At 58.8% G+C, this 26,774-nt stretch carries 21 protein-coding genes; 3 read left to right on the plus strand and 18 right to left on the minus strand.

What is annotated here, in order from left to right:
* Positions 1-10 precede the first annotated feature (10 nt).
* The 6 genes from AC2A6O_RS21305 to AC2A6O_RS21330 form a co-directional block, all read right to left on the minus strand.
* Positions 11-1,033: an amidohydrolase family protein gene (locus AC2A6O_RS21305; RefSeq protein ID WP_498930071.1), complete on the minus strand. Its 1,023-nt coding sequence runs from the start codon at positions 1,031-1,033 to the stop codon at positions 11-13.
* A gap of 3 nt (positions 1,034-1,036) precedes the next feature.
* On the minus strand, positions 1,037-2,545 hold the full coding sequence (locus AC2A6O_RS21310) for a tripartite tricarboxylate transporter permease (protein WP_498930073.1): 1,509 nt from the start codon (positions 2,543-2,545) through the stop codon (positions 1,037-1,039).
* 6 nt (positions 2,546-2,551) lie between these two features.
* Positions 2,552-3,004: a tripartite tricarboxylate transporter TctB family protein gene (locus AC2A6O_RS21315; protein WP_498930075.1), complete on the minus strand. Its 453-nt coding sequence runs from the start codon at positions 3,002-3,004 to the stop codon at positions 2,552-2,554.
* 69 nt (positions 3,005-3,073) lie between these two features.
* Positions 3,074-4,030 (minus strand): Bug family tripartite tricarboxylate transporter substrate binding protein, encoded by a 957-nt coding sequence (locus AC2A6O_RS21320; protein ID WP_498930077.1) that lies wholly within the window; start codon positions 4,028-4,030, stop codon positions 3,074-3,076.
* A 22-nt stretch (positions 4,031-4,052) separates the two neighbouring features.
* The gene (locus AC2A6O_RS21325) at positions 4,053-4,733 is read right to left on the minus strand and encodes an RraA family protein (RefSeq protein ID WP_498930079.1); all 681 of its coding nucleotides are present in this window, start codon (positions 4,731-4,733) and stop codon (positions 4,053-4,055) included.
* Between the two features lie 19 nt (positions 4,734-4,752).
* The gene (locus tag AC2A6O_RS21330) at positions 4,753-5,748 is read right to left on the minus strand and encodes a hydroxyacid dehydrogenase (protein ID WP_498930081.1); all 996 of its coding nucleotides are present in this window, start codon (positions 5,746-5,748) and stop codon (positions 4,753-4,755) included.
* Positions 5,749-5,934: 186 nt separating this feature from the next.
* On the opposite strand from AC2A6O_RS21330, the gene AC2A6O_RS21335 reads away from it, so the two are divergent.
* Positions 5,935-6,831, plus strand: a complete 897-nt coding sequence (locus tag AC2A6O_RS21335) for a LysR family transcriptional regulator (RefSeq protein ID WP_498930083.1) — start codon at positions 5,935-5,937, stop codon at positions 6,829-6,831.
* Positions 6,832-7,126: 295 nt separating this feature from the next.
* On the opposite strand, the gene AC2A6O_RS21340 is transcribed toward AC2A6O_RS21335, so the two are convergent.
* Positions 7,127-8,083: a DMT family transporter gene (locus AC2A6O_RS21340; protein WP_498930085.1), complete on the minus strand. Its 957-nt coding sequence runs from the start codon at positions 8,081-8,083 to the stop codon at positions 7,127-7,129.
* A gap of 78 nt (positions 8,084-8,161) precedes the next feature.
* On the opposite strand from AC2A6O_RS21340, the gene AC2A6O_RS21345 reads away from it, so the two are divergent.
* Both AC2A6O_RS21345 and AC2A6O_RS21350 read left to right on the plus strand, forming a co-directional pair.
* Positions 8,162-9,556, plus strand: coding sequence for an aminotransferase-like domain-containing protein (locus AC2A6O_RS21345; RefSeq protein WP_498930087.1), 1,395 nt, complete (start codon positions 8,162-8,164; stop codon positions 9,554-9,556).
* 688 nt (positions 9,557-10,244) lie between these two features.
* Positions 10,245-11,393, plus strand: coding sequence for a polysaccharide biosynthesis/export family protein (locus AC2A6O_RS21350; RefSeq protein ID WP_498930089.1), 1,149 nt, complete (start codon positions 10,245-10,247; stop codon positions 11,391-11,393).
* 7 nt (positions 11,394-11,400) lie between these two features.
* On the opposite strand, the gene AC2A6O_RS21355 is transcribed toward AC2A6O_RS21350, so the two are convergent.
* From AC2A6O_RS21355 to tssC, 11 genes are read right to left on the minus strand one after another with little or no spacing between them, the layout of a single operon-like run.
* Positions 11,401-12,291 (minus strand): serine/threonine-protein kinase, encoded by an 891-nt coding sequence (locus tag AC2A6O_RS21355; RefSeq protein ID WP_498930091.1) that lies wholly within the window; start codon positions 12,289-12,291, stop codon positions 11,401-11,403.
* Positions 12,288-13,679, minus strand: coding sequence for a type VI secretion system-associated protein TagF (gene tagF / locus AC2A6O_RS21360; RefSeq protein ID WP_498930093.1), 1,392 nt, complete (start codon positions 13,677-13,679; stop codon positions 12,288-12,290). Before tagF ends, AC2A6O_RS21355 begins: the two co-directional genes overlap by 4 nt.
* 12 nt (positions 13,680-13,691) lie before the next feature.
* Entirely contained in the window at positions 13,692-17,147 is a 3,456-nt protein-coding gene (tssM, locus tag AC2A6O_RS21365) for a type VI secretion system membrane subunit TssM (protein WP_498930095.1), read from the minus strand.
* Positions 17,144-18,667, minus strand: coding sequence for a type VI secretion system protein TssL, long form (gene tssL, locus AC2A6O_RS21370; RefSeq protein ID WP_498930097.1), 1,524 nt, complete (start codon positions 18,665-18,667; stop codon positions 17,144-17,146). The genes tssM and tssL overlap by 4 nt, the downstream gene beginning before the upstream one ends.
* Positions 18,668-18,680: 13 nt before the next feature.
* Positions 18,681-20,021 (minus strand): type VI secretion system baseplate subunit TssK, encoded by a 1,341-nt coding sequence (gene tssK, locus AC2A6O_RS21375; RefSeq protein ID WP_498930099.1) that lies wholly within the window; start codon positions 20,019-20,021, stop codon positions 18,681-18,683.
* Positions 20,022-20,044: 23 nt separating this feature from the next.
* Positions 20,045-21,214, minus strand: a complete 1,170-nt coding sequence (locus tag AC2A6O_RS21380; RefSeq protein ID WP_498930101.1) for an FHA domain-containing protein — start codon at positions 21,212-21,214, stop codon at positions 20,045-20,047.
* Between the two features lie 13 nt (positions 21,215-21,227).
* A complete protein-coding gene (tssG, locus tag AC2A6O_RS21385; protein ID WP_498930167.1) occupies positions 21,228-22,226 on the minus strand; it encodes a type VI secretion system baseplate subunit TssG in 999 nt (332 codons plus the stop codon).
* Positions 22,227-22,249: 23 nt separating this feature from the next.
* Positions 22,250-24,028, minus strand: coding sequence for a type VI secretion system baseplate subunit TssF (tssF, locus tag AC2A6O_RS21390; RefSeq protein WP_498930103.1), 1,779 nt, complete (start codon positions 24,026-24,028; stop codon positions 22,250-22,252).
* Positions 24,021-24,530, minus strand: a complete 510-nt coding sequence (gene tssE, locus AC2A6O_RS21395; protein ID WP_498930105.1) for a type VI secretion system baseplate subunit TssE — start codon at positions 24,528-24,530, stop codon at positions 24,021-24,023. The genes tssF and tssE overlap by 8 nt, the downstream gene beginning before the upstream one ends.
* Positions 24,523-25,350, minus strand: coding sequence for a type VI secretion system accessory protein TagJ (locus AC2A6O_RS21400; protein ID WP_498930107.1), 828 nt, complete (start codon positions 25,348-25,350; stop codon positions 24,523-24,525). The genes tssE and AC2A6O_RS21400 overlap by 8 nt, the downstream gene beginning before the upstream one ends.
* An 11-nt stretch (positions 25,351-25,361) precedes the next feature.
* Positions 25,362-26,744, minus strand: a complete 1,383-nt coding sequence (tssC, locus tag AC2A6O_RS21405; protein ID WP_498930109.1) for a type VI secretion system contractile sheath large subunit — start codon at positions 26,742-26,744, stop codon at positions 25,362-25,364.
* Positions 26,745-26,774 lie beyond the last annotated feature (30 nt).

Here is a 26,774-nt window from a genome sequence, read left to right on the forward strand (position 1 = left end):
CCTCCCAGTGTCATTTGAAAAAAATCTGTTCGTTGATGCCGTAACAGCGCGCGGCCGTTCGCCAGAACAGGTCGTCGCGCTCCTCCGCGCCAAGACCGCCGGCAAGGCGTTTGAATGCATTCCAGAGCGTCCTGTAGCCGAACTGCCCCTTGTCGACGGGAAAGTTGCTCTCAAACATGGCCCGTTGCGGGCCGAAGCTTTCCAGGCAATGGTCAAAACAAGCGGCCCAATCGGAGGCAAGCATCTGGGATGACGGAGGCATCGGCGCGTCGGCATAGCGATGTCCAAGAACCGTCAGCCCGAAGCCGCCGATCTTGATCCTCGTGTTCGGCAGCTTCGCCAGAGACGTAATATCGTCCCGCCAGCTTGCGAAAACCTCCGGGTCTCCGGGGCGATAGGGCCCGACGCCAAGAGGCCCGCCGCAATGGTCGATGACGACAGTCAGATCCGGCACTGCGGCCGCCAGGTCGAACACCTCACCGAGCTGCGTATGATAGGCCCATATGTCGAGGTTCAGACCGTGGTCCGCGAGTGTCCGTGCACCAGCAAGAAACGCGCTACTTCGAAGCAGCCCGTCGGGTGGCGGCTTCGGGTTGGAGCGGACCGCAGGATGGGCATGATAGGCGGTTGTGTTGCGTATGCCGCAAACCCGGCCTTGTCCGGCTTCGATCAGTCTGTCCAGGACTTTGCGAACGTCGCGACCCAACTGCAGATCTGCGAAAGCAACGATTGCGGCCGGATAATTCGGCTGGCGTTCACACCAGGCCAGTATCGTTTCAACCTCACCGACCGGTTGCAGCGGGGGCTCCAGCTCTGTCCGGTATCCGGTGCGGCACTGAACATAAATGCTGGCCCTGACGTCATGGCCGGACGACACGTCATCCAGCAATTCCCGGGCACCGTAGCGCCCTTCAGGCCTGTCCCACAGGTGGTGGTGTGCATCGAGGATCGGCTGGTCGGGGGAAATGATGTCTTCCTGCACCATTGCCAGCCAATCCTCACGGACCACGAAATGCGGGTTGAGCTGCGTCATCGGTCAGCTCTCTTTGCCGGCATTGTTTTTTCTTTCAAGGCGGCGCTTGATGATCGGACCGATGATCACGGAAACCGTGAGCGCAACAAGAACGAGGCTTGTCTTGTTTGCAAACAGGATCGTCCAGTCACCCCGGCCGATGCGCAGTGCCAGCCGCAGATTTTCTTCGGCAAACCCGCCAAGTATCAGCCCCAGAACGACCGGTGGCAGTGGGAATTTCAGCTTGTCCATGACATAGCCGATCGCCCCGAAACCGAGCATCAGATAGACGTCGAACATCCGCCCGTGGATCGAATAGACGCCGATCAGCATCAGCACGATGATCACGGAGCCGAGAAGCGGGCGCGGCAGGTTCAAAAGCCGCGCAAAGCTGTTGGTTGCCAGCGAACCGCCAAGAAAGATCAGAAGGATCGCGCCGAACAGGAACTGCCACATGAAGCCGAACACGATGTCCGGGTTCTCGCGGAAAAGCATCGGTCCCGGCTGCAGACCGTGAATCAGGAGGCCGCCAAGCATGACAGCGGCAACGGCGGTGCCCGGGATACCGAGCGTCAGCGCAGGGATGAGGGCCGATGCTGTGTCGGCATTGTTGGCCGTCTCGGACGCTGCCACACCTTCCGGCTCACCGTTGCCCCAGGTTTCCGGTGTCTTGGAGGTGCGCCGCGCTTCATTGTACGACATGAAAGCCGCCATCGAGCCGCCGGCCCCCGGCAGGATCCCGATCCATATGCCGATCAGCGAAGAACGGATCCATGTTTTCCAGAACCGTTTCATGCGCGGCAGGGTGCGCCAGATCGGCTCCGTACCCAATTTGCTGCCGCTGACCCCATCGGTTTTCAGCGGCACTTCCAGAAGATCGATTACTGGGGGCAACGCATAAAGCCCGACCAGCAGAATTACGATGCTGATGCCGTCCAGAAGTTCGAGCTGGCCGAACGTAAAGCGGTCGTTGCCATAAATCGGATCGGAGCCGATGACGGAAACGAAGACACCAAAGCAGGCGCTGACGAGACCCTTGATCACATGGCTGCCGAGCAGAAAGATAATGCTGGCAAGGCCGAAAACCGCAACCCAGAACACTTCCGACGGGCCGAAAAGCAGGGTCACCTTGGAGAGCGGCGGGGCCAGAAGCATGAGCGCAAAGGCGCTGGCAATGCCGCCGAATGCTGAAGATACCACAGCCACCTGCAAAGCATATCCGCCCTCACCTTTCTGGGCCATCGGATAGCCGTCAAAGGTGGTGGCAACGGCGGCAGGCGTGCCTGGAATGCGCAGCAGAACAGCCGGGATGGCGCCGCCATACATCGCACCGTTGTAGATACCGGCCATAAGACCAAGTGCGACAAGTGGCTCAAGGCCGAATGTGAAGGGAACCAGAACCGAGATCGCCATCGTAGCGCTCAGACCCGGCATGGCACCCACGATGATGCCGGCTATTACGCCGATGACTACAGCCGCGAAATTGCTGAAATTCAGAACATCGGGCAATGCATGAAGAAGATCGGAATACATGCTGGTTCACCTCAACCCGAAACGGCCGGCCGGAAATTCCTGAGACATGCCAAAGTCGAAGATTAGGTAGATCGTCCCCAGGGCGATCACGGTTGCCACGGCGAGCCCGAGCGGATTGCGAAACCCGAAGATGTAGGCGACGAGCGGAATGGCGACTGCCGTTGACACATAAAAGCCGATGAAATCGGTTGCGACCGCATAAGCCACGATTAACAGAAAGGCACCGGCCACACGCCGAGGCGATTTCGTCATCGGTTCCGCCGGTTCACCCGCGGAGGCTTTTCGCTGGTCGCTGATCAACAAAAACACTGACAGCACGATGAGGCCAACCAGCATGGCAATCGGCAGCAAAGCGGAAATTGCCTTGAGTTCGACCGCAGGGATCATGAAAGCGCCTGCAACCATGATAATGCCAATAGCTGTCAGGGTCTCTGGACGAGTTATGCGGGGTTCGGACATGATTCCGCCATCGGTAAACGGTTGACATATGTGGCGCGAGGACAATGGTCCTCGCGCCATGATCAATGCTCAGTTCCAGGGAGTCTTTTCCCAGACATCCTGCGCAAGAGCGTGGAGGTCTATGGTCAGAGCCTTGAAATCATCGCCGGTGACGACCTCCACAGGGTTCGCCGTTTCCTTCATGGCCTTCAGGAAATCCGGGTCGTCCTTTAACTGCTCGAACGCGGCCAGGAGCTTTTCTTGCACATCCGCCGGCAGCCCCGCCGGAGCAATGAAGCCACGCATGGAGCCGTTCACGAGTTCCAGCCCCTGTTCCTTGAATGTCGGCAGGTCGGGTGCGAATTCTGAACGCTCATTGGTCGCAACGCCGAGAACATTCAGGCTGTCCTGGAATTCCGCAACTTCGGAAATGTTCAAGATGCCCATGGCGACGTGGCCACCCATCAGTGCAGTACGTGCAGGAGCAGAGCCCTTGAACGGGACGATGGTGAATTCGGTTCCGGTCAGGTTCTGCAGCTTGATGAGCGCGAAATGATCGTCGCCGCCAAGGCTGGACATGCCGACGGTGATTGAGCCGGGATTGGCCTTGGCTTCTTCAAGGAGCTTGTCGAGTGTATCCAGGCCGCTCGCCTTGGACGTGACGATCACGTTCGGATCGTTCACCACATTGGCAAGATAGGTGAAGCTGTCAGCATCGTAGTCGGCTTTGCGGTCGATCGTGCGGGCCATCATGCCCGGAAGATTGAACGTGCCGAGCGTGTAACCATCGGGGTCGGCCGACGCCGCCGCGGTGACGCCGATCTGACCACTCGCGCCCGGCATATTCTTGACGACCAGGCTTGCGCCGTCACCGAGATATTTCTCGATGAACGGAGCCGCCGTGCGCGCCATGACATCCGTGCCTCCTCCCGCGGAATAACCGACGATCACTTCAATCGGCTTTTCCGGATAGTCCGCAGCAAAGGCTGTGCCTGCTGCAAGGACCATGGCGCCTGTCAGGGCTGTTTTCCGTAAAAATTTCAACATGTTGTTCCTCCAGTTCATGTTCTTAATTCGCTGGGAGTTCGCAGCCCAGTTTTCTCAAGGCTGCGTCAACCCAGGTGCGGTCGTTGGTACCGTCTTCGATGGCCTGCATTTGCCGCGTCTCCGCGTCCTGCTTGGCCTGAGTCTTTTTGAGTATTTCTTCTGCGTCAGAGATCGGCACTGCCAGCACGCCATCGGAATCGCCGATCATGATGTCGCCCGGTTCGATCACCATCCCGCCGATGCTGATGGGAACATTGATTTCGCCCGGCCCGTCCTTGTAAGGACCGCGGTGGGTAATGCCGGCAGCAAAAGTCGGCAAGTTGACCTGGACAAATGCGTCCGCATCGCGAATGGCGCCGTTCAAGACGAATCCGGCGACACCTTTCTTGACGGCGTAGGCCAGCATCAGTTCGCCCATAAGCGCGTTGCTGAGTTCCCCTCCGGCGTCGACGACGATCACGTCTCCCGGGACCGCCATGTCGATTGCCTTGTGCAGCATCAGGTTGTCACCGGGACGCGCCTTGACCGTCAGGGCAACACCCGCCATTCCGCCTGATTGATGCATGGGCCGAAGCGTCGGCCCCGCTGCCGTCATGCGGAACATGGCGTCGGAGACGTTGGCCACCGGCAATTTGGCGAATTCCCTGACCAGCTCACTGGAAGCCACGTTCACGCGGTTCTTGATACGAAATCCAATTGACATCTTTAGTCCTTTACTTTGATCAGGTGCGGCACTGCTCTGCCTCAAGCAATTTCCAGTTTGCGATCCGCTCCTGCGGAACAGGCTGGCCTGCCAGGATCTGGAAAATCCCCCGGACGGCATCCACACCCACACGGGCTCCGGCTTCGCGTGTGACGCCGCCGATATGCGGTGTCAGGACGATTTCAGGCACGGAAAAGAATGGGTGGTCTTTCTGGGGGGGTTCGACAGCGAAAGTGTCCAGACCGGCACCGGCCAGATGACCGCTTCGAAGGGCAGCAACGAGAGCGTCTTCATCGATCAAACCGCCACGGGCGGTGTTGATGACATATGAGCCTTTCGGCATGCGCGCGATCGTGTCGGCATTCAGAATTTTGCGGGTATGATCATTCAGCGGGCAATGCAGGCTCAACACATGGCTGTGCTCAAGCATTTCCTCAAAGGAGGCGAAACGCCTGACGCCCAATTCGGTGAAAGCGGCATCGTCCGCAAACGGATCATATCCGATAAGCTCCATGCCAAGACCCTTGGCAATGCGCCCGGTCGCCCGGGCTATGGAACCCATCCCCATCAAGGCGAGTGTTCTTCCGGCAATCTCGCTTCCGGAAAATCCCGGCTTTTCCCAGCGCCCGGCACGAAGGCCCGAGTCCAGTGGCAGGATGCGCTTGACGGTGGCCAGAAGCAGGGCAATCGCATGCTCGGCAACAGAAACCGCGTTTGCCCCGGTAGCAACCAACACCGGAATTCCGTGCTTGGCCGCTGCTTCCAGATCAATATTGTCGACACCCACACCGTGTTTGGAAATGACACGGAGCTGAGGCGCAACCTTCATGACCGCTTCGTCCAGCCGCCCCATTCGAGAGATGATTCCGACCGCGCCGGTGGACTTCAGATAGTCCGAGATAACGGCACTATCTGCGTAGGGAGGTGTGTGCACAGCCTCATAACCGTGTTCTGCCATCAATGCAGTTGCGCTCGGATCAAGATCCGGACCGGTTACGAGAATTTGCTTCTTCATTGCAGGCGTCTCCAAACAAGCGCTGTCTTTCAGCGAGTGTCGATCAGGTTCAATTTTTTGGATTTAGATCTGCGCCGGCTCCCAACGGCACACATAAATCCTCCCGTTGGAGCAAGCTAACGAGAAGAATAGCTTCACAAAAGCGAATAATTCTGGTTATTTGATTAAGAAAAACTGGATCAAGTTATGGACACACGCCAACTCAAATCGCTCGTCGCGATCGTCAATCATGGAACTTTCGCCAAGGCCGGCGAAGTGGTGGGCCTTACCCCTTCTGCCATCAGCCAGCAGATCCAGGCGCTCGAGATCGAACTGAACGCGACGTTGTTCGACCGCACTTGTCGCCCGCCCAAACTTACGCCGCAGGGCATGCAGGTTGTTGAAATGGCGAGAAATATTCTCCAGGTCGAGGACGACACCAAGGCAAGTCTGAAGGGGGACAGGATTGCCGGGACGCTCATGCTCGGCTCGGTCCGCTCGAGTGCACTGAACCTGTTGCCGAAAGCTATTGTTCAGATGCGAGACGAATACCCGGAACTGAAAACCAATTTGAGGATTTCTCTTTCCGCGACCCTCATCGCCGATGTCGCGGGAGGCCGTCTGGATGCGGCTGTCGTGGCAGAGCATGTCGCCATTCCGCCGGCGCTGCGCTGGAGCCCCTTTCTGCGGGAACCCCTCTGGCTGATCGCACCGAGCGGGACCGAGATTCAGGATCCGATACGGTTGCTCGTCGAAAAGCCCTATATCCGCTTCCGAAGTGCCGTTCCCCTCGCCAATCTGATCGACACGGAAATCTCGAGGTTGGGAATCAGCACCCTGGACATTGCGGAGATCGACACCATTGGCTCCATCGTCACCTGCGTCCGCCAGGGGTTGGGCGTATCCATCGTGCCGCATGTGGCCCTTCAGGAACCGGAAGACCTTGACCTGATACGCCTTCCATTCGGTCGACCGCAACTGACCCGTCAGATCGGTATCGTTGAAAGAACCATTTCGCCACGCGGTGAGATCATCGCCAAGATGCACGAAACGCTGTCAGCTCTCTGCGGCGAGCACGGCTTACAACGAAAAGAAGCGGAATAAGCAGGATTGAAGAGATTTTATTCGAGAACAGTTCTCAGGACTTCGCCCCGAACCTTGAACCTGCGAAAAGCGAACGCATCGAAGGGGGCTACGCCGACCGATCTCCCGAACGAAAGATCGCAACAATTCTTCTCGCGAAGCCTTTCCTGCGTGGCCTACAGAGTTCAACTGGCCCTGATCGCACGGGTTGATTTGCGTGGCAGCCAAAGCTTCGAGTGTCTTGATGGTCTTTCGTTCCCAAGGGTTCGCAACGGCTCGCCGTCATCATCGCCTGGGCAACAATGTTGAGCATGATCTATGCGTCCGTCGCGGGCGTTTGGAGCCTGTTTTTCCGGAGACTTGCGAGTGTGAGGCCATAGATGCAGGTCACCACGACAGCCAGCGCTCCGACTTGGTACGGTGCGATGGTGTCGCCAAGGAATGGGACAGCAAGCACCATCGTCAGGGCAGGCCAGGGCGTCGTGATCGAACTGGCCAACGATACGTCGATATGACGAACAGCGTAGAACCAGATGATCAGTTCCAAAAAGTAAACCAGCCCCATGAGTGTCGACATGGTTTGGAAGATGGCGCTGATGCCTGAGCTAATCCCTGAAGGGACAGCCACGGTCTGAAAAAGCACCAGAAAGAGCGTCGAAATCGCGACACGGAAGAAGGTCACCTGTATTGGAGTGATAGGCGTCTTGCTCAGTTCCTCCTTGATGATGACATGCGCGATGCTCCAAAGCAGGGGCACGCCGAGAGAGACAAGGAACCAGGGCGACAGGCCGGACATCAGCAACGTGCCGCCCGTGCCGAGATAGTAAAGCGCGCCGATCAGAAGAGCTGTCAGGGCCAGTTCCACAGGCGTCTTGCGCCGTTTCAGGAATAGCGTTTCCCAAAGGATGGCAAACAGGGGATAGGCCTGGATCGCAATGGCCGCATTGGTCGCCCCTGCATTTTCGACACCCAGAACATAAAGATAGGTCGAGAGACCAAAGAGCGCGCCCGTGAAGAGTGCGACGAGGATCATCCGGCGACGTTCACGCCGGGACAGATCAATTCCGAATATCCCCTTCGCACCTCTGCGCAGTTCCCATCCGAATACAGGCGCAGCAAACACCACCTGCCAGACGGAAAGCGCAAAGGCAAAGCTGAGCGCTCCGACATCGGTCGGGCGCAAGTTCGAGATGATCGGCATGATCCCAAGGAGGGTGAGACTGGCGAGGGATAGGGCGATGCCCTTCCCGACTGATGGAGCGACGAGCGCCATGACCGGTGTCCATAATTGAATTGACGCCCACAGCAATTGCATTCATATGAAACTCAGCGCAATAAAAAGATTGATCTGATGGCAATTTGGATTCCTGATCTGTCGAGCCGTGATGGTCCGAAGTATCTGCGCATTGTAGAGGCGATGGCGGAGGACATCGCGACGGGCCGCTTGTCCGCAGGAACACGTCTGCCGCCCCATCGTGAGCTGGCCTATCAACTCGGTGTTTCTGCGAATACGACCAGCCGTGCCTATGCCGAGGCAGTGAAGCGCGCCCTCTTGAAAGGAGAGATTGGCCGTGGAACCTTCGTGCGTTCGAACGATGCTGATCCTGCGCAGGCGGAACCGGAAAACCTGCGTAGACCGGAAAACGGTCCGATTGACCTGTCCCGCAATCTGCCGATGCCGGGATTTTCAGAGCAGCCTATCCGTCGCGTGCTGGCCGAGATCGCGAGGGATGCCAGTCTGCAATCACTTTTGGACTATCAGACCGACGCAGACCTTGGACATCATCGGGCAGCGGGGCAGACATGGCTTGCGAGCTGCGGTCTGTCCGCAGACCAGGCCTGCATCGTTCCTGTTGTCGGCGGGCAGCACGGCATTCTGACGATCCTCATGGCACTTCTGCAGCCCGGCGATCTGTTGCTGGTCGAGGCGTTGACCTACACGCCCGTCCTCACCATGGCCGCGCGCCTCGACCTGCAAACCGGAGCTGTCGCATTGGACGAGGACGGCGTGGTCCCTGAGGCGTTCGAAACATGGTGCCGTGAGGCAAGTCCCAAAGCCTTTTACCTGACACCAACCTTGCAGGCACCAACAACGGTCACGCTATCGGAAGGAAGAAGGTCACAGATCGCGGAGATCGCTGCGCGCTACGGCGTGATCCTGATCGAGGATGATGTGTTCGGGCCGCTCAAGTCCGACAAGCCTGCACCATTGGCGCAGATCGCACCGGAAACGACAATCTACGTGACAAGTCTTTCAAAGTCGGTCGCACCCGGATTGCGCGTTGGTTTTCTGAAGGTGCCGGCCAAGCTGGCCGCCGCACTGCATCAATCGGTCAATCTGGGCGTTTGGATGACCCCTCCGCTGACCCTGGAGGTGGCGAGCCGGTTGATCGAGGATGGCACGGCAGCAAAACTGGCCGACCAGCAAAGGCGCGTCGCGAGACACCGGCAGCAACTCGTCCAACGCGTTCTGGGGGCTGCCGCAATCCCGAAGCTCGCGGATGGTTTTCACGTCTGGCTTCCCTTACCAGACGGCTGGCGTGCGGATGTGTTCAGTTCGGAATGCGCCCGTCTGAGCGTCCAGGTCAGCGAAGCCCGCAGCTTCGCCATCAATGCAGGTCAAGCACCGGAGGCCATTCGCCTCTGCATCAGCCACGAAGCAAACGAAGAGCGGCTGCAGCGTGGCCTGGAAACTGTCGCAGGTGTTCTGCGTCAAAAGCCAAGTGGTTTCTCGATGGTGATGTGACCAATAGGCAGCATCGAACGAAGTGAGTGCGAGATCGACCTGCGACGGAGCAAAAATGATCGCAACGACTAATTTTGCGCCAGCGTCGTTCACGGCCCGCAGCGGTCATTCACTCGCTTAGACTTTGTCGCGGCGCAAACCGCCAAACCTGCCGTTCGTTGACCCGTCGAAGACCACAACCGCAATATGGCGGCTGTGCGATAAAGTGGGCTTTCGCTGAATCTGCTCCGAAGGTAAGAGGAAACATGGTCGACCCCCGGTAGACTGTCACCGTTTCGACAAGCCCCCCGTATTGCCTTGGCGCATTTCTGATTTCCCGAGCAGTTTCATTTCGTCAGCGCCGCCTGTATCAGCTCGAGCTGATTTCCACAGAAATTAACAATTTCATGTTTCGGCGAAACGGCCTCAAAGCCAGGTGGCACTTTCGCCAGTTTTGCAAGAAATGAGCGGAACGTTCTCCGCAAAACTCAGGCAAGACTGACGCTACGTTGCCAGTCCAATCCGAACTATGAAGTTACGATGCGTGACATTCTTTCACATGCGAGCGAATTTCAGCCTTTTTCGGGAAATATCCCTTTGAAGAGACAACGCTCCTCCTATAGACCCTTGGCTGTCCAGATAAGAATCACAACGTCAAATTTACGGTAGCCGGCAGACCTGAGCCGGGCCGGATTTCGAAGTCGAGGATGTGGCAGGACCGATGATTTTGAGGCTATTTCTCCTATTGATCGCCGTTTCGCTCAGCGCATGTGGAACTCCCGCGGATGGACCGAGCGCCCGCAATATCGAGAACGCAACACTCCCCAATTCCAACACGAAGATACAAATCGTCGACTTGGAAGACGCACTCCCCGCCCTGCTGAGTTACGATCAGGTGGACGAGCAATCGTCGGGTCCGGGTCTGTCCCCGCTTCGCTCGCGCGGCGCCTCCACTGAACGGTTGCGCCCGGGCGATGTCATCGAGGTCAAGATCTTTGATACGGGAGAGGAAACGATCCTGTCGACGGCCAGCAGCTCATCGCTTGATCTCGGCCGTTTTACCGTGAGCGACAGTGGTTTTGTTTCGCTTCCCTACGTGGGCCGTCAGCGCGTCATTGAATCAACGCCGCAAGCTTTGGAAGGCCGCATCGTGAATGCCCTGAAAGGGTCTTCGGTAAACCCCCAGGCAGTCGTCACCGTTGTTGAGAAACCTTCCAGTGAAGTCGTTGTGAACGGCTCCGTCCGTTCCCCCGGTCAGTTTCCACTTTCTACCTCCAGGGAACGTATTCTCGATGTTCTGGCCCGGGCGGGAGGCGCTTCCGAAAAGCCGGGGCTGACCAGCGTTACCCTGATCCGCGGCAGCCAGCGGGCAACTGCACGGCTCGACCGTATCATGGCGCAGGAGAGCCAGAACGTTTACGTCTTCCCGGGCGATCGCATCCAGGTCGAAACCGATGCACCGAGCTTCATGGCTTTCGGCGCGTTTAAAAGCGTCGGCGAATTCCAGTTCGAAAAGGACAAGCTGACTCTGGCCCAGGCGCTGGGGCGCGCAGGCGGCCTCCTTGATGACCGGGCTGACGCACGCAAACTGTATGTATTCCGCCCGAATGCGTATTATACGCCCAAGCCAAAGATTGCTTCGGCCGGCGGCCCCACGACGCTTGTCGGTTCGCCGAAACCCATCATCTACCGCGTGAATCTGAGGGACGTCACCAATTACGCCCTGATGCAGCAGTTCAAGATGAAGAACGGCGACATTCTTTATGCCGGAAATGCTGCTCTGGTGGATTTCGCCAAACTCTTCACTGTATTTGAAAAGAGCGTCCCCACAGCCGCCGCCCCACAGCCTCAGTTCTAGGGTGTGATCACGCTGAATGAGGAAGCATCTGGATGACCTGTCCCGCTTTGGCGGGACGCTTCTCCTGATCCTTGTCCAAAAGTTTTTCTGATACTTTTCTAAGGGCAGCGGCAACAGGCGTGTCCGTGCGTCGGTGAAGCAGCAGTTCCATCAGGCGGCCGCAGGCATATAGATCGGTTCTTGCATCCAGTTTGCCGCCCGCCAATTGCTCGGGCGCTGCGAAGTCCGGGTTGGCCGCAACCCGAATGTCAAAATCTCCATGGGCCTCGCCTTTTCGAAGCGCAATGCCGAAATCGGCCAGTTTTGCATTCCCGAAGCCATCGCAATCAAAAAGAATGTTTCCTGGAGCGATATCGCAGTGAACGATGCCCGCGCTGTGTATGGCATCGAGGCCCGTGAGCAAGCCTCTCAGCAGGTCTACCGTGTTCGATGCGCTCAAAGGCGCGGTTTCCAACCGGTCGGTCAAGCTTTCCCGCATGCGATCGATGATCACGGCCGGGCGGCCGTCCGGCAACCGCAACGCCATATGTGTCACGATCACGTTCGGATGCATGACCGACATGCCTAACCGGGCTTCGCGCAGCAGCATGTCTTTCGCCACAACATCGTTGGCACAAGGCACTGGAAGGGTCTTCATCGCAAAGCGAACTCCAAGGTCCCGATGCCGGACGCTGAGCACTTCCACATGCTCGCTTCGATAAATCGTTTCCTCGATCGCAAAGGTGTTCGCCACAAATCGAGGTTCTGACTGGCAGATTTCTTCCAGATGACGGTCGAGCGCATCGCGGACGCGATTTACCAGGAGATGAATTTCTTCATCACTTCGTTGCCGGCCACCCTCCCGGTTCAATACGGCCCAGAGAGCTGCGTATTGCCTGGCCAGCTCCTGGTTTGTCATTCCGGGTTCACCTCAACGACAATCGCGCTGATATTTTCCTCCGCATGTTCGATGAGCGCATCCTGGACAAGCGACATTGCGGCTTCCTCCAGCGGCATATTCAAACTGCTATCGGCAATCGCACGCTCGCCGAGCGCTTTCAGGAGACCGGAACTGCACAGGAGAAAGCGGTCCCCCGGTTGCCAACGACCGGTGACGATTTCCGGTACCAACGGCCCCTGCCCTCCGACACTTCTGGAAAGTGACGTCCGCAATCCCACCTGGGTGTGGTCGCGCGTCAAGGCTCTCATCATGCAGTTCCGCAGAAGATAACAGCGGGCATTGCCGGCCCAAACAACGGAATAAGAACCGGAAGACAGCACCAGTGCTGCGACACTTGCTGAAAGGGAGGTCGATGTCTCAGGCCTGGCGTTCGCCTGGAGGATACTGTGTGCCCGGCCAAGCTTGCCCTTCACGTCCTGCACGACTTGTTCCAGGGTTTCGTGAGCTTCAACCTGTGAAAGGGTATTGGTCGTCACCTTGGCCGCATTTGCCGCCATGGATCCGTTTCCCACGCCATCGGCCACGGCAAAGAGACAAGGCGACCGGGAGACGAGCAGGCTGTCGGCGTTGACATTCAGCCGCGTGCCGGCGTGCGTCGCGAAACTGCGGGCAACGGAGGGAAAGAGCCCCTCATCCGTCTTCTTCTGATCGTCCGCTGCCGCCGGTCCAGCGTGCTCCGGATCGCGCCCGACAGGTTGCGACGCTTGCATCGGGATCGGCGCTCTGGTTCCGGTAAAGGACACCAGCCGCAAGAAATCCTCCGCAGCTGGTTTGCCCAGTGTAGCAAACCCGTCCGCCCGTTTTGTTTCAGCTTCCAGATGCCACCAGAGGGAAACGGGTTTTCCGCCCCCTATCGTGTTACCAGGCTCAGCCCTGACACGCGGCATGCCGAGCCGGTTCAGGCCTTCTCCGAAGGTTGAGGTATCAAAATCCTGATGAAGCGAGGTCTCTGCCAATGCTTCAGCGGCCATGAACCATTTGTCGTCGAAGCACAATTGCGCGGCACTTCCTGCGAAACTCTCGATGGAAGCGGCGATCACAAGAGGGAAATGACGCCCGACGCGATCCCGGCTCGGCAATAGCACTCCAACCATTGCAGCTTCGCTCCAGAGCGAGCGATCGATCACGAACCGCCAGGGCGGCGAATGCTTGAACCGATCCACCCATTCGGGACCCAGTTCCCGTTCGCAACGCTCCAGCCCCGAACCGATCCAGGCGTCCACCTTCGACAGCAGGGAATGGTCGAACCCCATGGAGACAAAATCGCCATGTGTCGGAACCTTCCCGAATAATCCGATTTTGTTGGCTCCTGCAGGAGGCGCATCGACCAGTTCGAGCGTGTTCATTAAGCCTCGCCTTCAGAAATCCGCCGGACAGGAAAAATCCGACAGGGCCGCGAGACTGAACGGGTTCAGGACGGAGCCGAATTGAACATCGAAGTCAGCAACCTCGTCGCCGCTTGAGAACCTTGCCCGGAATGTATCCTCATTTCTGTCCAGGATTTTTGCCCGGTCGAAAAGGCGGAACGCCGACCAGTCGCCGTTCTCCGTCAACGCCGCCTGCCAGCCTCCCGGTTGAAATACAATGCGGGACAAGTTGACCGTTTCTTCCGAGGGCCAGGTGATCGACTTGGATTTGATCGGCCCATGATAATAGACGACCCGCTCGCCTTCGATCTCCAGAATGACCGCATTGGCACTTTCACTTAAGTCGACCGGCTCGATGTTGATCGCAACCGAAGGCTGGCCAGCGCCATTCGGGAAAAAGGCCCTGCGGATCCGGTCCGCATTCTCGAATTGGGCAATGGCGTCGCTTGAAGGCCCTTCCGTACCGAAGGATCCCCGCCAGCGCCAAGGCGTTGTTGTCGTGTCGACGAAGGGTTGAAGATGTTCGGCAAAGAACGTCGGAAACAGCCCCTCCGGACCAAACAACCTTACGAAATCAGCCATGGCGACATCTCTTTTGGAAGATCTGTCGAATGGATACCGGCCGGTTACAGCGCTTGAACACAATTTGGCGCCATCGGCTTTCCAGAGAGCGTTAAATTCGGATCTGGCACTCTTGACCGCGAGACCGTCGATATCGGATGCGAGTTCGGCCATCCAGGCGCCGAGAGGCGCCGGCAGAACGCGCGCCTGCTCCACGAGATCCTGATTGGCCTGTGTGAGATTGCTGTCGACAGCGAAGATCTTGGCAACCGCCGCACTCGATGTGGAAGCCCGCGAAAGCTGGCTGTGCATGGTCTGCAAGGTCTTTTGAAGATTTGCGAAGATGGAAGAGGTTTGCCCCTCGCCAGATGTCTCTTCGTCGCCGGACCTTTCCATAGCCTGCCTGAGACCGGCATAGGGATCGGGCGGACGCACCGCCTCCAGGCCGGTCTTGGTTGCCGCATCCCCAACCGTCAGCGAGGCGGCCTCTCCCAGCAGATCTGTTTCAAATGCAATGGAGCGCGCCATCAATTCAAGGGGATTGGGTTTCCCGGACAGTGCGCGCAGGGTATCGGCTGCGGTCGAGAAAGTCTCCAGTTGGCGCACCTGCAGGTCTGCAAGCACACCCGTCCATTCCTTTTCAAACTGGTCGAAATAGATTTGCCGAGCTGCCACCGTCACGGCTTCAACAGTCGTGCCGTCCGGGCTCCGCTTGTTGCCACGCACCCATTCTTCATCAATCGCTTCGCGTGCGGCATCTCCTAGGCCCGGCAGAACGACAGACCGGAACGCCTCTCCCGTGAAGAGGCCGGGAATGCCATCTTGCATCGACGCGCCGGATTTGCGCGAAAAGGCCTCGGCTCCAAGCGGACCGAGAGCATTCGCAGGAGTCCATTCAGCAAGATCACGGACCGCACGGGTGTCAGCCATGATCGCAAAGGCGCGCCTGGCAACTCCGTAATCCTTGATGGCCTGCCTGGCTTTTTCAATCCTGGCGTCATCAAGGGCAATTGTTGAAAGCGGACCGGCAACCATTGCGTCCACATGCCCCAGGAGCGAGGTCCTCACCTCTTGCCGGCTCTGCCCCGGATAGAGAGCAGCGAACATGTGTTCTGCCTGCCGGGAGACAAAATCGCTGTCGACCGGACCAAGGCCGCCGAGCATTCCGTAGAACTTGAGGGCATTGAAGATCTTGTCCGGGTCGCTTGCTTCATCCAAATCGTTCTGCAACTGCACCAGCAGGCGCGGCAGAAGAAGCGAATTCAGCGCATGGCGGTAGGCATTCCGCTGCCGGCTTTCGATTTTGGATTCCTGGTCGAGACCGAACCCGACCTGCCAATCGGGGCGCTCGGAAAAGCTGGACGTGACGTTCTTCAGGTTCTCAAGCGCGGGAAGTATCCGCAGGAAATCGGCATCTGCCACATCCTCGACAGGCACTCCGCGCAGGGAACGCTCATAGGCGTTGATCCGTTCTTCTGCCTGCGCAATCGCACCGAGATTATGAAAATAGGTCGCTGTCCAACTTGCCAGCACCACGGCAACCAGAGCCGCGGTCGCCGCGATGGAGGCGCGGCGGATGATCATCCGGTGTTGCGACAAGCGCCTGTCACGGGTCACGAGAGCAGCTTCTTCGAAAATGACGCTTTTGAACAGACGGGTCAGGAAGTAGCTCCGGCGTGCCCGAGGCATCGTGCCCACCTGTTCACTCTGCGTTCCGGACGCAAAATAGATACCGCGCAGATAGGGCGGTTCTATCAGCTTCGATCCGGAGCACAATTCGCTTACCACCTCGTGGATCTTGTCCTTGAGCGATCCGAATTCCGCGGGGAACCGAAAGATCCGCCCCCTGATATCCTGCGAGGGTTCCTGCTGCAGCCGCTCAATCATCATCGAGCCGATCTGCTTCTGAAGCAGCGAAAACTCTTCGACAAAGCGATCCGGCAAGCTCTGGCCTGCCTTACTTTCCTCCAATGTGAAGGTTGTTCCCAGTACCTGCTCCCGGTCGGTCCTGCTGAGCCCGTCGAAGAATTCGACGAACCCGTCCAGAAGGTCGGCTTTGGTGAAAACCAGATAGACCGGAATTCGCGCCTGAAGGAATCCGTCAAGATCGGCCAGACGCTGGCGAAGCGCGCGTGTTTCCAGACGTTGTTCTTCCGTGTCGCGCGTTAGAAGATCCTCGATCGAAATCGTGATCAAAGCGCCGTTGATCGGCTGTGAGCGGCGGTGCTTTTTCAGAAGCGCCAGAAACCCTTCCCAACCGGCCTTGGATGCGCCGTTCAAGTCGTCCTGGGTCGTATAACGGCCGGCCGTATCGATCAGGATGGCTTCCTCGGTGAACCACCAATTGCAGTGACGTGTCCCGCCGGCACCCTGGACCGAATTGGCCCCCATCGCATCGCCGAGCGGAAAGGTCAGGCCCGAGTTTGTCAGTGCCGTCGTCTTGCCCGAGCCCGGCGCGCCGAAAATCGCATACCATGGAAGCTCATAGACATAACCGAACCGTTTCCGGGTCACCCTGCGCAAAAGCTGAAGGGCTTCCTTCAACCGTTCGCGGATTTCACCGACTTCGGCCCGCTGGCTGGCGGAGGCGTCGGCTTCGGCATCGTTTTCAAGATCGTCGACAAGCGCCTTGTCGCGTCGCCGCGCGCGAATGATCGTAAAAACGAGATAGGCTGCCCACAGCAGAAGAACGGCGCCGATCGCGATCAGCCGGGCGCTGACGCTCGTCAGCGGCTTGAAGTCACCATAGCCGACGAGCGATCCGTAGAACCATATGACGACACAAATCGCGACAACCCAAAGGATCGAGATGAACCGCCTGCCGAGAAATCCTGCATAAGCTTCGACGTAAGAACGGATGGAATAGAAGTAGCTCAGCGGGTTCAAGGGTTTGGATCTCCCGTATCATCAGCGCCGCTTGAAGTGGAATAGCCTGCCGGGGCAATACCCGCGGCTTCAAGATCCGGTCCGGCATCCGTCAGCACGAGGATCTCGGTTCGACGGTTCGCTTCCCTGCCCTCTGGCGTATCGTTGCCGGCAACCGGATTACTCTCGGCTCGTCCCTGCGTCAGGATTGCGTTTGGACCGGTATAGGCGGCCAGGATGTCTCCTACAGCCCGGGCCCGGGCTTCGGAAAGGTGCCAGTTGGACGGAAATTCAATTGTCCGGATGGGACGGTCGTCGGTGTAGCCCACGACGAGCGCACGGAAATTCTCGGAAGCCAATGCCCCGCCGATACGCTGAATGAGGTCTTTGAAATCCTCGTCGACCTCGGCGCTGCCCGCATCGAACAGGCCCGAATTGTTGATACGGATCAGCAAGCGGCCATCCGAATTGAACAGCTTGATCAGATTGCGTTCGACTTCGGGCTGCAGGAAGGCCAGCAGGTTGTCAATCGGCTTCGGTTCAGGTGGCAAAGCGGGCTCGGCCTCCGGCGGGTGCGGCGTTACCACGGGCTCTTCCGCAGCAGGCGTGACCAGCGCAGGTTGGGGCTCTGGCGAAGGCACAAAAATGCTTGCAGTCCCGTGCGGCGGCAGGCCTGCCAGACGTTTGAAGGTGCCGTCAGATGCTTCGTTCAGTGAGAATGTGAACAGAAGATAGCTGAGCGCAAAAAGCAGGATCATGACAGCCAGCTGGCTCCACAACGCCAGCGAGGTCCGCATCGGCTGATGGCGGGCGGAGACGCCGCGCCAATGGGGAGAAAGTTCTCTTTCCACAATGCCGTATTGCCCGAGCAGCGTTTTGTAGAGACTGTCGCGGATGCGGGAGAGCTCAAGCCCACCACGCGGAGAAACCCGCGTGCGGCCCTCGAAGGCGAGCGAAAGGCAGAGATAGATGAGAAGGAGAAGATCCTTGTTCGCGCCTGGGCTTTGATGGAAATGGTCGAGCAAATCGAAAACCCGGTCACCGCCCGTCACATCCATATGGAACGTGGACACCAGCCCGGACTGCGCCCAGCCGCTTCGCACGCCCCAGGGCTTGCTCAGGACGACATCGTCGACGGTGGCACAGACAATATAATGCGCCGCACGCGCCCTTTCCGGGCTGATACGGGCGGCAGCCAGATCACGTTCGTAGCGTGCAACCGAATTGATGGTGGCGCGCCGGAGCAGTTCGATATCCGGTTTGTCATCGCGAAGCCGCAGCTCGTGCGCCAGATTGAGAAGCCCCGCTGATGCAGCAACCAGCGTTGGCATGCCGTCGCCGTCGAAGCGAAAGTTCTGGAGAAGGTTTTCGACAGACCATCCGCCTTCCTGTTCGGGCACATCGGCTTCGCCGCGGTTTTCGAAGGACGTGTCAAGAAGATCCGCCACTTCCTGCGCTTCACGGTTCTTGCGCTCTCCCTCCTGGGTGAGTTCCACAACCGTCGGCAGCTTCTGCCAGGAAACATGCGATTCTTTGTTCATTCCTCGGCCCCTCTCATTCTTTCAAGGCCCACAGCTCCATCTCCAGTCCCGGAAAATCGGCTGCCAGATGAAGGGCAATCGCTCCGGAAGTATCGAGCTGCTTCCAGAGGGAATGTTTGGTATCGAGTTCGAAATAGACAGTGCCGGAGCGGTAAGGCAGCTGCCGCGGCAGAACCGGCAGCGGACGGACGGGAATGCCCGGCAGCGCGACATTGACGAGCTCGGCAATCCGCTCCACCGGGCCGACCTTGATCTGCGCAGGCAACCGGCGGCGGATATCTTCCGCCGACATATCGGCACGCACGGCCAGAACATAACCGGCATCTGCAAGGAGGGACCGGTCGTGTATGGTGCCAACCTTGACGCCATGACGCCGCTCCACGAGATCGATGGCAATCGCCGTCTGTTCCAGAACCGCCGAGAGAGACGCGCGCAAATCGTCGAAGACGGCCGCGAACGTAGCCTTCAGATCCTCGTGCCGGTAAGGCGGAAATTCCGTCGCGAGCTTCGTATCAGCGGTGTAAGTCGCAAGTTCCCCCGCAAGTCCCAGGCAGTGCTCGAAGAACATGAGGGGATGAAGACGGGTTGCATTCGCGGACAGGTGCCGAAGCTTGGGATGGGCCTGGTTCAGGATTTGCAGCAGAAGGTAATCGCCCACTTCCGCAGTACCACGGATGGTCGGGTCGCCGATGCGCTCGGCGATCGCCTCCGCACGATGGCGCACGATGCCGACCAGTTCCGTGATCAGCTCGGCAAGGCGCGGTTCGGCAGTGCAATTGAGGCACGGAGCAATATATTCCTTGTCCAGGATCACGGACTTGTCCGACCTGACCTCGACCACCCGGGCCACATTGAGCAATTCGTAGCCAGCAAGCTCGTCACCCGTCTTGAGAAAACGGAGATTGAGACGGCCGACATCGATCTGGGCAGTGAAATCCGTCCCAAGTGTCGAATCCGGGGTCTCGAAGGGAGAGGCCAGGACCCGCGCCGTGTCGTATGAGGCATTGCCGTTGATGGCGATGTCCGCCCTGCCCGGACGCCGGCCCGGGAGAGCGATGTAGATCGTCGCGTTCTTGACCGTTTCATCGAGAACAAGCGGCGGTGGCAATTCTGCATCGACCGGGGCCTCGAAGGATGTTCCGTCCGGCAATATTCCGCGAACGGCGGACAGGGCGAACTGACCGATCTTAAGTGCGCTCCGGTCGATCTCGATTTCCGATATGCCCCAGGGATAGGCCGAGATCTCCCGTGCGGTCGTGCGCACCAGACGCTCCGTCCAGCGGTCTGCCTGCTGAAAATGTTGAACGCGAAGGAACATGCCTTCGCTCCATGCAACACGATTTTCGGTTCTCATAACGTCAAATACGCTCTCACTTGTCAGCCCGGCCGACCGTTTCCGGTTTCGTCGAGCACTTGCTGTATCGTTTGTCTGAAGAGATCACGCACGGACACATGCGCACCGTCCCTCTCGAAGGTGCGGCAATAGGCCTGCCAGTAGGATCTGTCCGCGCTCCAGGGCGGCCGCCAGCCTTCCGCATCGACAGCCGCTTCGATAAGGCGCGGTTCTAGAAACGGGCTCACCTTTCGCACCAGGCCGTCAAGCGCCGATGCAAGCAGCGCCTGCTGCGCCGCGAGCCTGTCCAGCCGGGAGGTCGGAGCATCATCCTGCCCTGTCCCCAGGAAGCCGGAAGCTGTATCTGTCTGGAACTGGTCCAGGTCGAACACGTCCAGGATCGCCTGGAAAGCAATCTCGCACCGCTCGATATGGCTCTCGAGCCGGGCTTGTTCGGCAGCGTTCTGCGACCCCAGACCGGGAATATCCGGCAGCTCAGGCTCTCGGGGCTCCGCACTGTCGGCGGCCCGGTCCATGCTGCCATCCGCCTCGATTTTCCCGGGCGCTTTCACGGTCCTGACCGGGATGGAAGCTCGTGTCGCAGAAGCATGTTCAAGCTGACTGCCATAGTCGAAACTGTCGTTCCAATCTTCCGGCAGAATCGGACCTCTGGCACTCGGTTCAGGAGGGCCCGCCCACCCAATTTCAACATTCCGGGAGGGACCGCCTGCATCTGTTGCGGACTTCCCGCCTGCCGGCCATGTCGGTTCAGCGTCCCGGCGGCCGAGGATCCCGTTGGCCATGCTCCCGCCGGGGGCAATGTCTGCGAGGATGGACGTGACCGTGACGGTCTCATCGCCGAGCGCGAGATTTGCCTCCGGGTCGTCCAGTACGCGTCTCTCTTCACCTGAGATCGAGACCTCGAAGACAAAACTTCCAAATTCAATTCGGTCGCCATTCCGCAGCCGGGCGGTTTCACCTTCAAGCAAAAGGATATCCCCGACGCGCGTCCCGTTGGCGCTTTCATCACGCAGAACAAAACCTTGATGGTCCCACGAAATCGTACAATGCAGCTTGGAAACCTTGCAGCCCGTGTCGGGGACTTGCCAGTCGCATTCGGGCGCACGGCCGATCATCCGGCGGCCTTCTTCCATAGACCAGCGTTCTGCTGCCGCAGGGGCCTGACCATCGGTCTGGATCAAAGTCAGTCTCATCGCGCCCCTCCTCTCAAGACGCTTTTTGCGCGAAAACGTGGTTGGAAGTGATCAGCACATCGTCACTGTCGGCGCCCGCAGGTGCCACGCGCGCCCAGCTATTCCAGCCGAGACGCGGCAGTTCTCCGGCGCGGCCAAGCTGGCAGAACGGGATCTGTTCCTTCTTGAGGACAATCTGCACATCGAAATCCAGGCCGGGGCCGACGAAAAGCCGGATCAGCGAGAACAGTTCCCGCGTTCTCGGGCCGTCCGGCGTGAACGACAGGTAGTCGGCATAGTCGAGCGGGCCGATCACGACCCGGAAGCCACCGCTGTAGTCCCGCACGGCAATGCCTGCTGTGGCGTTGACACCGAGTTGTACCGGGTTCGCCCGTGTCATATGGCTTCTTTCCGTTTCGGGTATTGTCAGCCATCTCCCGCGGAAAAACTCTATGTCGACCGGCAGACCAGTCAGATCGCGCAGCATCGCCCCGAGACTTTCCGCGTTCCGGGTGCGATCGGCGAAAAAGCCGCTGAACTTGAGCACGATCTCGTCGTCGATCCCGCTCCGCTCCCGAAGCTTCGCGGTCCCCATGCCTGTCAGCGAATAGAGGGTTTGAAGAAACGCGTTGCGCGTGCCGGATGCATCCCAGCGCAACAGCCGCGCCAGCCGGTACTTTTCCGCTGCGCTAACGAAAAGTTCGGCCATCCGGGCGCTGAAAAGGTCCAGAAACGAGGCTAACGCATGCGATTTCGACCGCTTTTCGCGCAGGGCAATTTCATTATAGGCAGGCGGCAGAGATCCGAGAGGGCCAAGCATGCCGCCGAGTGCCGTTTCCACGGTCGCAGTAGCCCCTTGCCGTTTAAGTTTCGCTACGGGAAGCGGCAACGTGGAAACGCCGACATTGGACGAGGCGGTCAGTTCATCGGCTGCGGACTGGGCAACCCGAAACGCCGTGGCCGCTTCAAAGCGGCCCGGATCGCGCTCAAGAAGAGCAACGAGATCCTCGTCGGTTCTGTTGTCCTGATCCAAGCTCATAAGCTGTCGGTCTTCCTTCAGATAAGAGGGCGATGCCCCGCACTTGCGGGCCAGGTGGCAACCGGCTGTGACCTTCCTTTCAGCGTAACGGTCAAGCGCGTGAAACTGTTGATGGAGGCGTACAGACTGAAAAACCGGTTGAGCACGCTGCCAAACAGGAAGGCTGAAGGCCGATCGATGGCGGCCGCGTCGAATTCCACGGTGATGTCGGTCCCCGGAACCATGCCGCCGTCCGCAAGTCGTGCCGTCGAGCTTTTTGCCGTCACTCCGGCAATCGCATCGACAAGCTGCTTGGTTTCCGGCGCATCCTTGAAGGCGTAAAGAGACAGGATGTCTTTCAGCGCTGCCCCGTCATTGTCGAAGATCGACAGATGGTTCAACAGAAGGTGGGACATCAGACGCCAGTGCCGCCCTTGCTGTTCGCTATGCCGCACCGGCGCAGTCGGCGGGATCAAGGCTTCCACCTTGCCGACGGATTCTACCCCCGTGGCGAGTTGCAGCTTCGGATGTCCTCCGCCGTAGGGGAGTTTCTCTGGCAGATCACGGTTGAGGCACAAGGCATCGACGCTGGCCACCGCTCCAGCAAGACCACGGCTACGGTGCCTGCCGTCGACAAAAACGATGTCCATGTCGCAAGTGCCATCGTCCTCATCGAACCGCCGCGAGGCCTGCCAGAAGGCCGAGACTTTTTCATATTGGGATCGGGTGAAAAAGGGACGGCAGCTTTGCTCTTCACCGTTGCGGCCGGTCAGAAGCACCCGCTGGACCGAGTGAACCTCCCGCGTTTTCTGGCGCCGCGAATCCGGAACCAGCCGATATTCGGTCCGTGCTCCGTCAATGTTGACCGGTTCGCAGGTCTGCTCGAAGAGATTCACGACAGGCGTGACATGAAGTTCAAAATCACGCGTGGACACAGACTGTTCCAGCTTGGTGTCCGTCTCGTTCAGGTAGATGAAAATCTCCAGCTCCTCGCTCGACCAGGCTTCGAGCCCGTCGATTTCGAAGAACATGAATTTATGCGGCAAGGCGAAAAATTCGGTCAGCAGGCGATACCCGGAAAAGCTGTTTGCCGGATAAGGCAGCATGGCTTCATCGGCCGAAAATCCAGCCGGTTTCAGGTTGTCCGCGCGCAGGAAGACGGGCGCCGTGTCGCTGCTGTGGCGCGCCAGCGCGATACCGACGGTGTGATTGACGAGAAGTTCATAAAGGCTGCAGGCTTGGCGCCACGGGGCGGACAGATAGAACCGAAGACGCTTGAGCCCGATATCGCGCAAGCTCCCTTCCGCAACATGCGGTTTGAGGGAAATGCGCAGGCAGGCGGCCGCACTTGAAAAGGACGAGGCTGGCGCAGTGATCGGCTGACCGTCGAGCGAGGCGCCGGAGATCCTGACTGGAGCGACGTCAACCTGCTGGGTCGTGCGGAAACGGCAGATTTCCCCTGCCACCGGTTCTGCGAGTACTTCTGTATGCCGCGGCACACTCTGCACCGACGACAGGGTTTCACTCGGCGACAGGCGAACCATGCACATGGAGGGAAGAGGAGCCAGGTAATGCGGATAGAGAGTTTCCAGAAGCGCGTCGCTGAGTTCAGGAAATTCGTCGTCCAGCTTCTGCCGGACACGCGCCGCCGAATAGGCGAAACTCTGAATGAGCCGCTCCACATGCGGGTCGTCGGCGACTTCGCCGGTCATGCGCAAGCGGCCCGCAATTTTCGGGAACGCAGCCGCAAAACGGGAGGCCCGGTTCCGAAGTGCAGAGATTTCCTCATTATAACGCTGCAGGAAACCCTCAGTCATTTTCGGCCTCGATCAGGAAGCGCTGCGTCGCCGCATCGATCTTGGATTCGAACGTGATGGGCGGCATGCCCTCGTAGACCCGGAACGAGGCACGAATGCGCATGCGCAGCGCCCGCTCGCCCTGAACGCGGTTCTTGAGGATCCTGACCTCAACGTCGGAAAGCCTGGTTTCAAAAAGCGCGATACGCCGCTCGATCGCACGGGCCAGACGCAGCTTCGATTCATCGGTCACCAGATTGCTGGAAACCACATTGTCGAGACCATAGGAAACCAGGGCGTCCTTGAGTTCGCGCAGCTCCGCTGGCGGTGTGTCCGGGCAGCGGCGGGTGTTGAGCAAGGCTTCGAGATCGCGCCGGATGGCTTCACGGATGTCGCGCACCTGGTCACCCATGGTCGACGGCATATCGTGCGAGGCAGCCGGATTGTCATCCAGCAATCTGTCGAGCACGGAGCGCGACAGAAGCCTTTCCCTGGGCATATAGCGTTCAAGCGGGTCAGCCATGGACTGCCATCCTGCTTGGCGAATTGCCAGCACTCAGAGTTTCAATCTCGTGGAAGGGGACTAAATCGTCTCCTGCCAGAAAACAGCGCTGACCGCGGCCGGTGGTCAAGCCATTCTCTTCCTGGACCCAGTCTGTCTCCCGGCCGAGCGCATGGCCTTCGCTTATGCTCGAACCGAAGTAGAGCGCGGGCAACAGTACTGGGGCTGACGCGTTGTCAAGAAGGCGCAGCTCCGCCTGCCGGAAAGCCAGGTCGCGTGGACGGCACATCGGCAAGAGCGTGATTTCCGCGATCTTCGAAAAATCGACCCAGAGATAAGTCCCGCCCGTCGTGATAACTTCCAGAGCGTGGGGAATAAGATCATCCAGATCCCGGAAATCCTCCACAGGCGTCCCGTTCCATTGCATCGGCTGTTCCGCGCGGCAGGCTTCCAGAGCCTCCAGCGCTGAAGCCGCTTCATCGGCACTTGCTTGCTCGCGGCGCGCGATGTTGAGTTGCAGGGCTGCCTTGTCAGCAGCACTCGGTCCTTGAGGAAAATCCGGTACGGCGCCGGAAAGAAACCATTCCCTGCGTGCAGCCATTGCCCGCAGGTGTCCGCGCAGGAGCGCAAATCCGATGGCCTCTTCAGGCGCGAAGTTGGCCGCCAGATCGCACTGTGCATCCGCCTTTTCATAGTCTTCGTTGAGGACCAGAAGATCTATGTAGAGATGACGGGCAGTCGCGTCCTGTGGATTGGATTTGAGCTCACTTTTGGCCTGATCCAGCGCCTCTGCAAGTTTGTTGTCGTTCAGGCTTTGTGTGATGCGGTCTGAAAGTGTCATCGGAATATCCTTCAAGCAACGGCTGCCGTGCCGGGAATCGCTTCCCGGTGTGTAGGCGACGTTTCGGCGAGCAACTGGAAACTGGTGGAAACATCATCGAGCTGGAAATGAGGTTGCAGCCGGACGGTGCACGCAAACTGGCCCGGTTTTCCGGGGATCGGATTGACGTCAATTCCGGCTGAACGCAGTGGAAACCGTGCTCTCAATGCCTGATCGGCATCGTCGTTACCCAGCGTGTACCGTGCGAGCCACTGTTCCATCTTGTGCTGGATGGCCGACGTGTCCGCCAGACTGCCGATCTCATCGCGCATGATGACCTTGAGGTAATGCGAAAAACGGGAAGCGCACAGAACATACTGAAGCATCGCGGCCAGCCGTGCGTTCTGCCTGGCGTTCTCGCTCGAATAGTGCTGCGGCGCATGGAGCGACTGATTGGAATTGAAGATCACTGCGGACGAGAGATAAGTGGTCGCAATCGGGATGAGCCCAAGATTGCAGAATTGTTGCTCCTGCCGGCTCGTAAGCCGTATTTCGACCGGTGGCTGGGCCGACAGTCCCTGACTTTCAGTACCGAAATCAAAGGGTTGAAGCTCGCCGCCTCCAAGGAACCCGCCATCCGAGGCGTCCTGGGTGACCCCGCGAATGTCCGCAAACCATCCGGTCGCGATGAAGGTGCGAATAACGACTGCGGCAAATGCGAAGGCACCATTGCCCCAAAGCAGCGAACTTCCATCCTGGTGGACTTCTTCGAAGAACGGAAATCCATCTTCCCGCCGTCTGGAACAGGACTCATATGGCTGACGCATCAGAATGCGCGGAGCAACCAGTCCGGTGAACCGCATGTCGTCCTGGGTCCGAAGCCTGTTCCAGCGCAAGCGCGTGGGATCACTCTCGAGCCAGGAAAAGTCGTGGACCCGGTCCAGCTCATGGAAGTCCTCCAGTCCGGCACTTCCAGGTGCAGCGCCAGCAACAAAGGGACAGAACGCTGCCGCAGCGACGGTACTGATGTCAGACAATGTGCTGACGGTGTCTCCTGCAGGCTCTTCGGGGCCGAGGTAATAGTCACCGACCATCAAGCCGTAGGGCTCGCCTCCCGGCATACCGAATTCCCGGTTATAGATCAGTTCGAACAGGGCGCTCTGGTCGAAATCGCTGGCGCGCTGCATGCTGCGGGAAAGTTCCTTCCAGCTTGCATTCAGGATCTTGATCTTCACGTCCGCACCGCCACGCCGACCCACCCGCACAAGCATTGCAAGCCCGCGCCAACGAGCCTCCATTGCCTGAAAATCCGGGTGATGCAAAATGGCGTTGAGCTGCTGATTGAGCGCGACATCGATCATCGCGATCAGCCTGTCAGCCTTGCGTCGCCAGTCTGTGTTCTGAGAAGTGGTCATCGTATCGCCGGGGGCTTGGACGGCGGTCAG

Source organism: Labrenzia sp. ATLA3, from assembly GCF_057180185.1.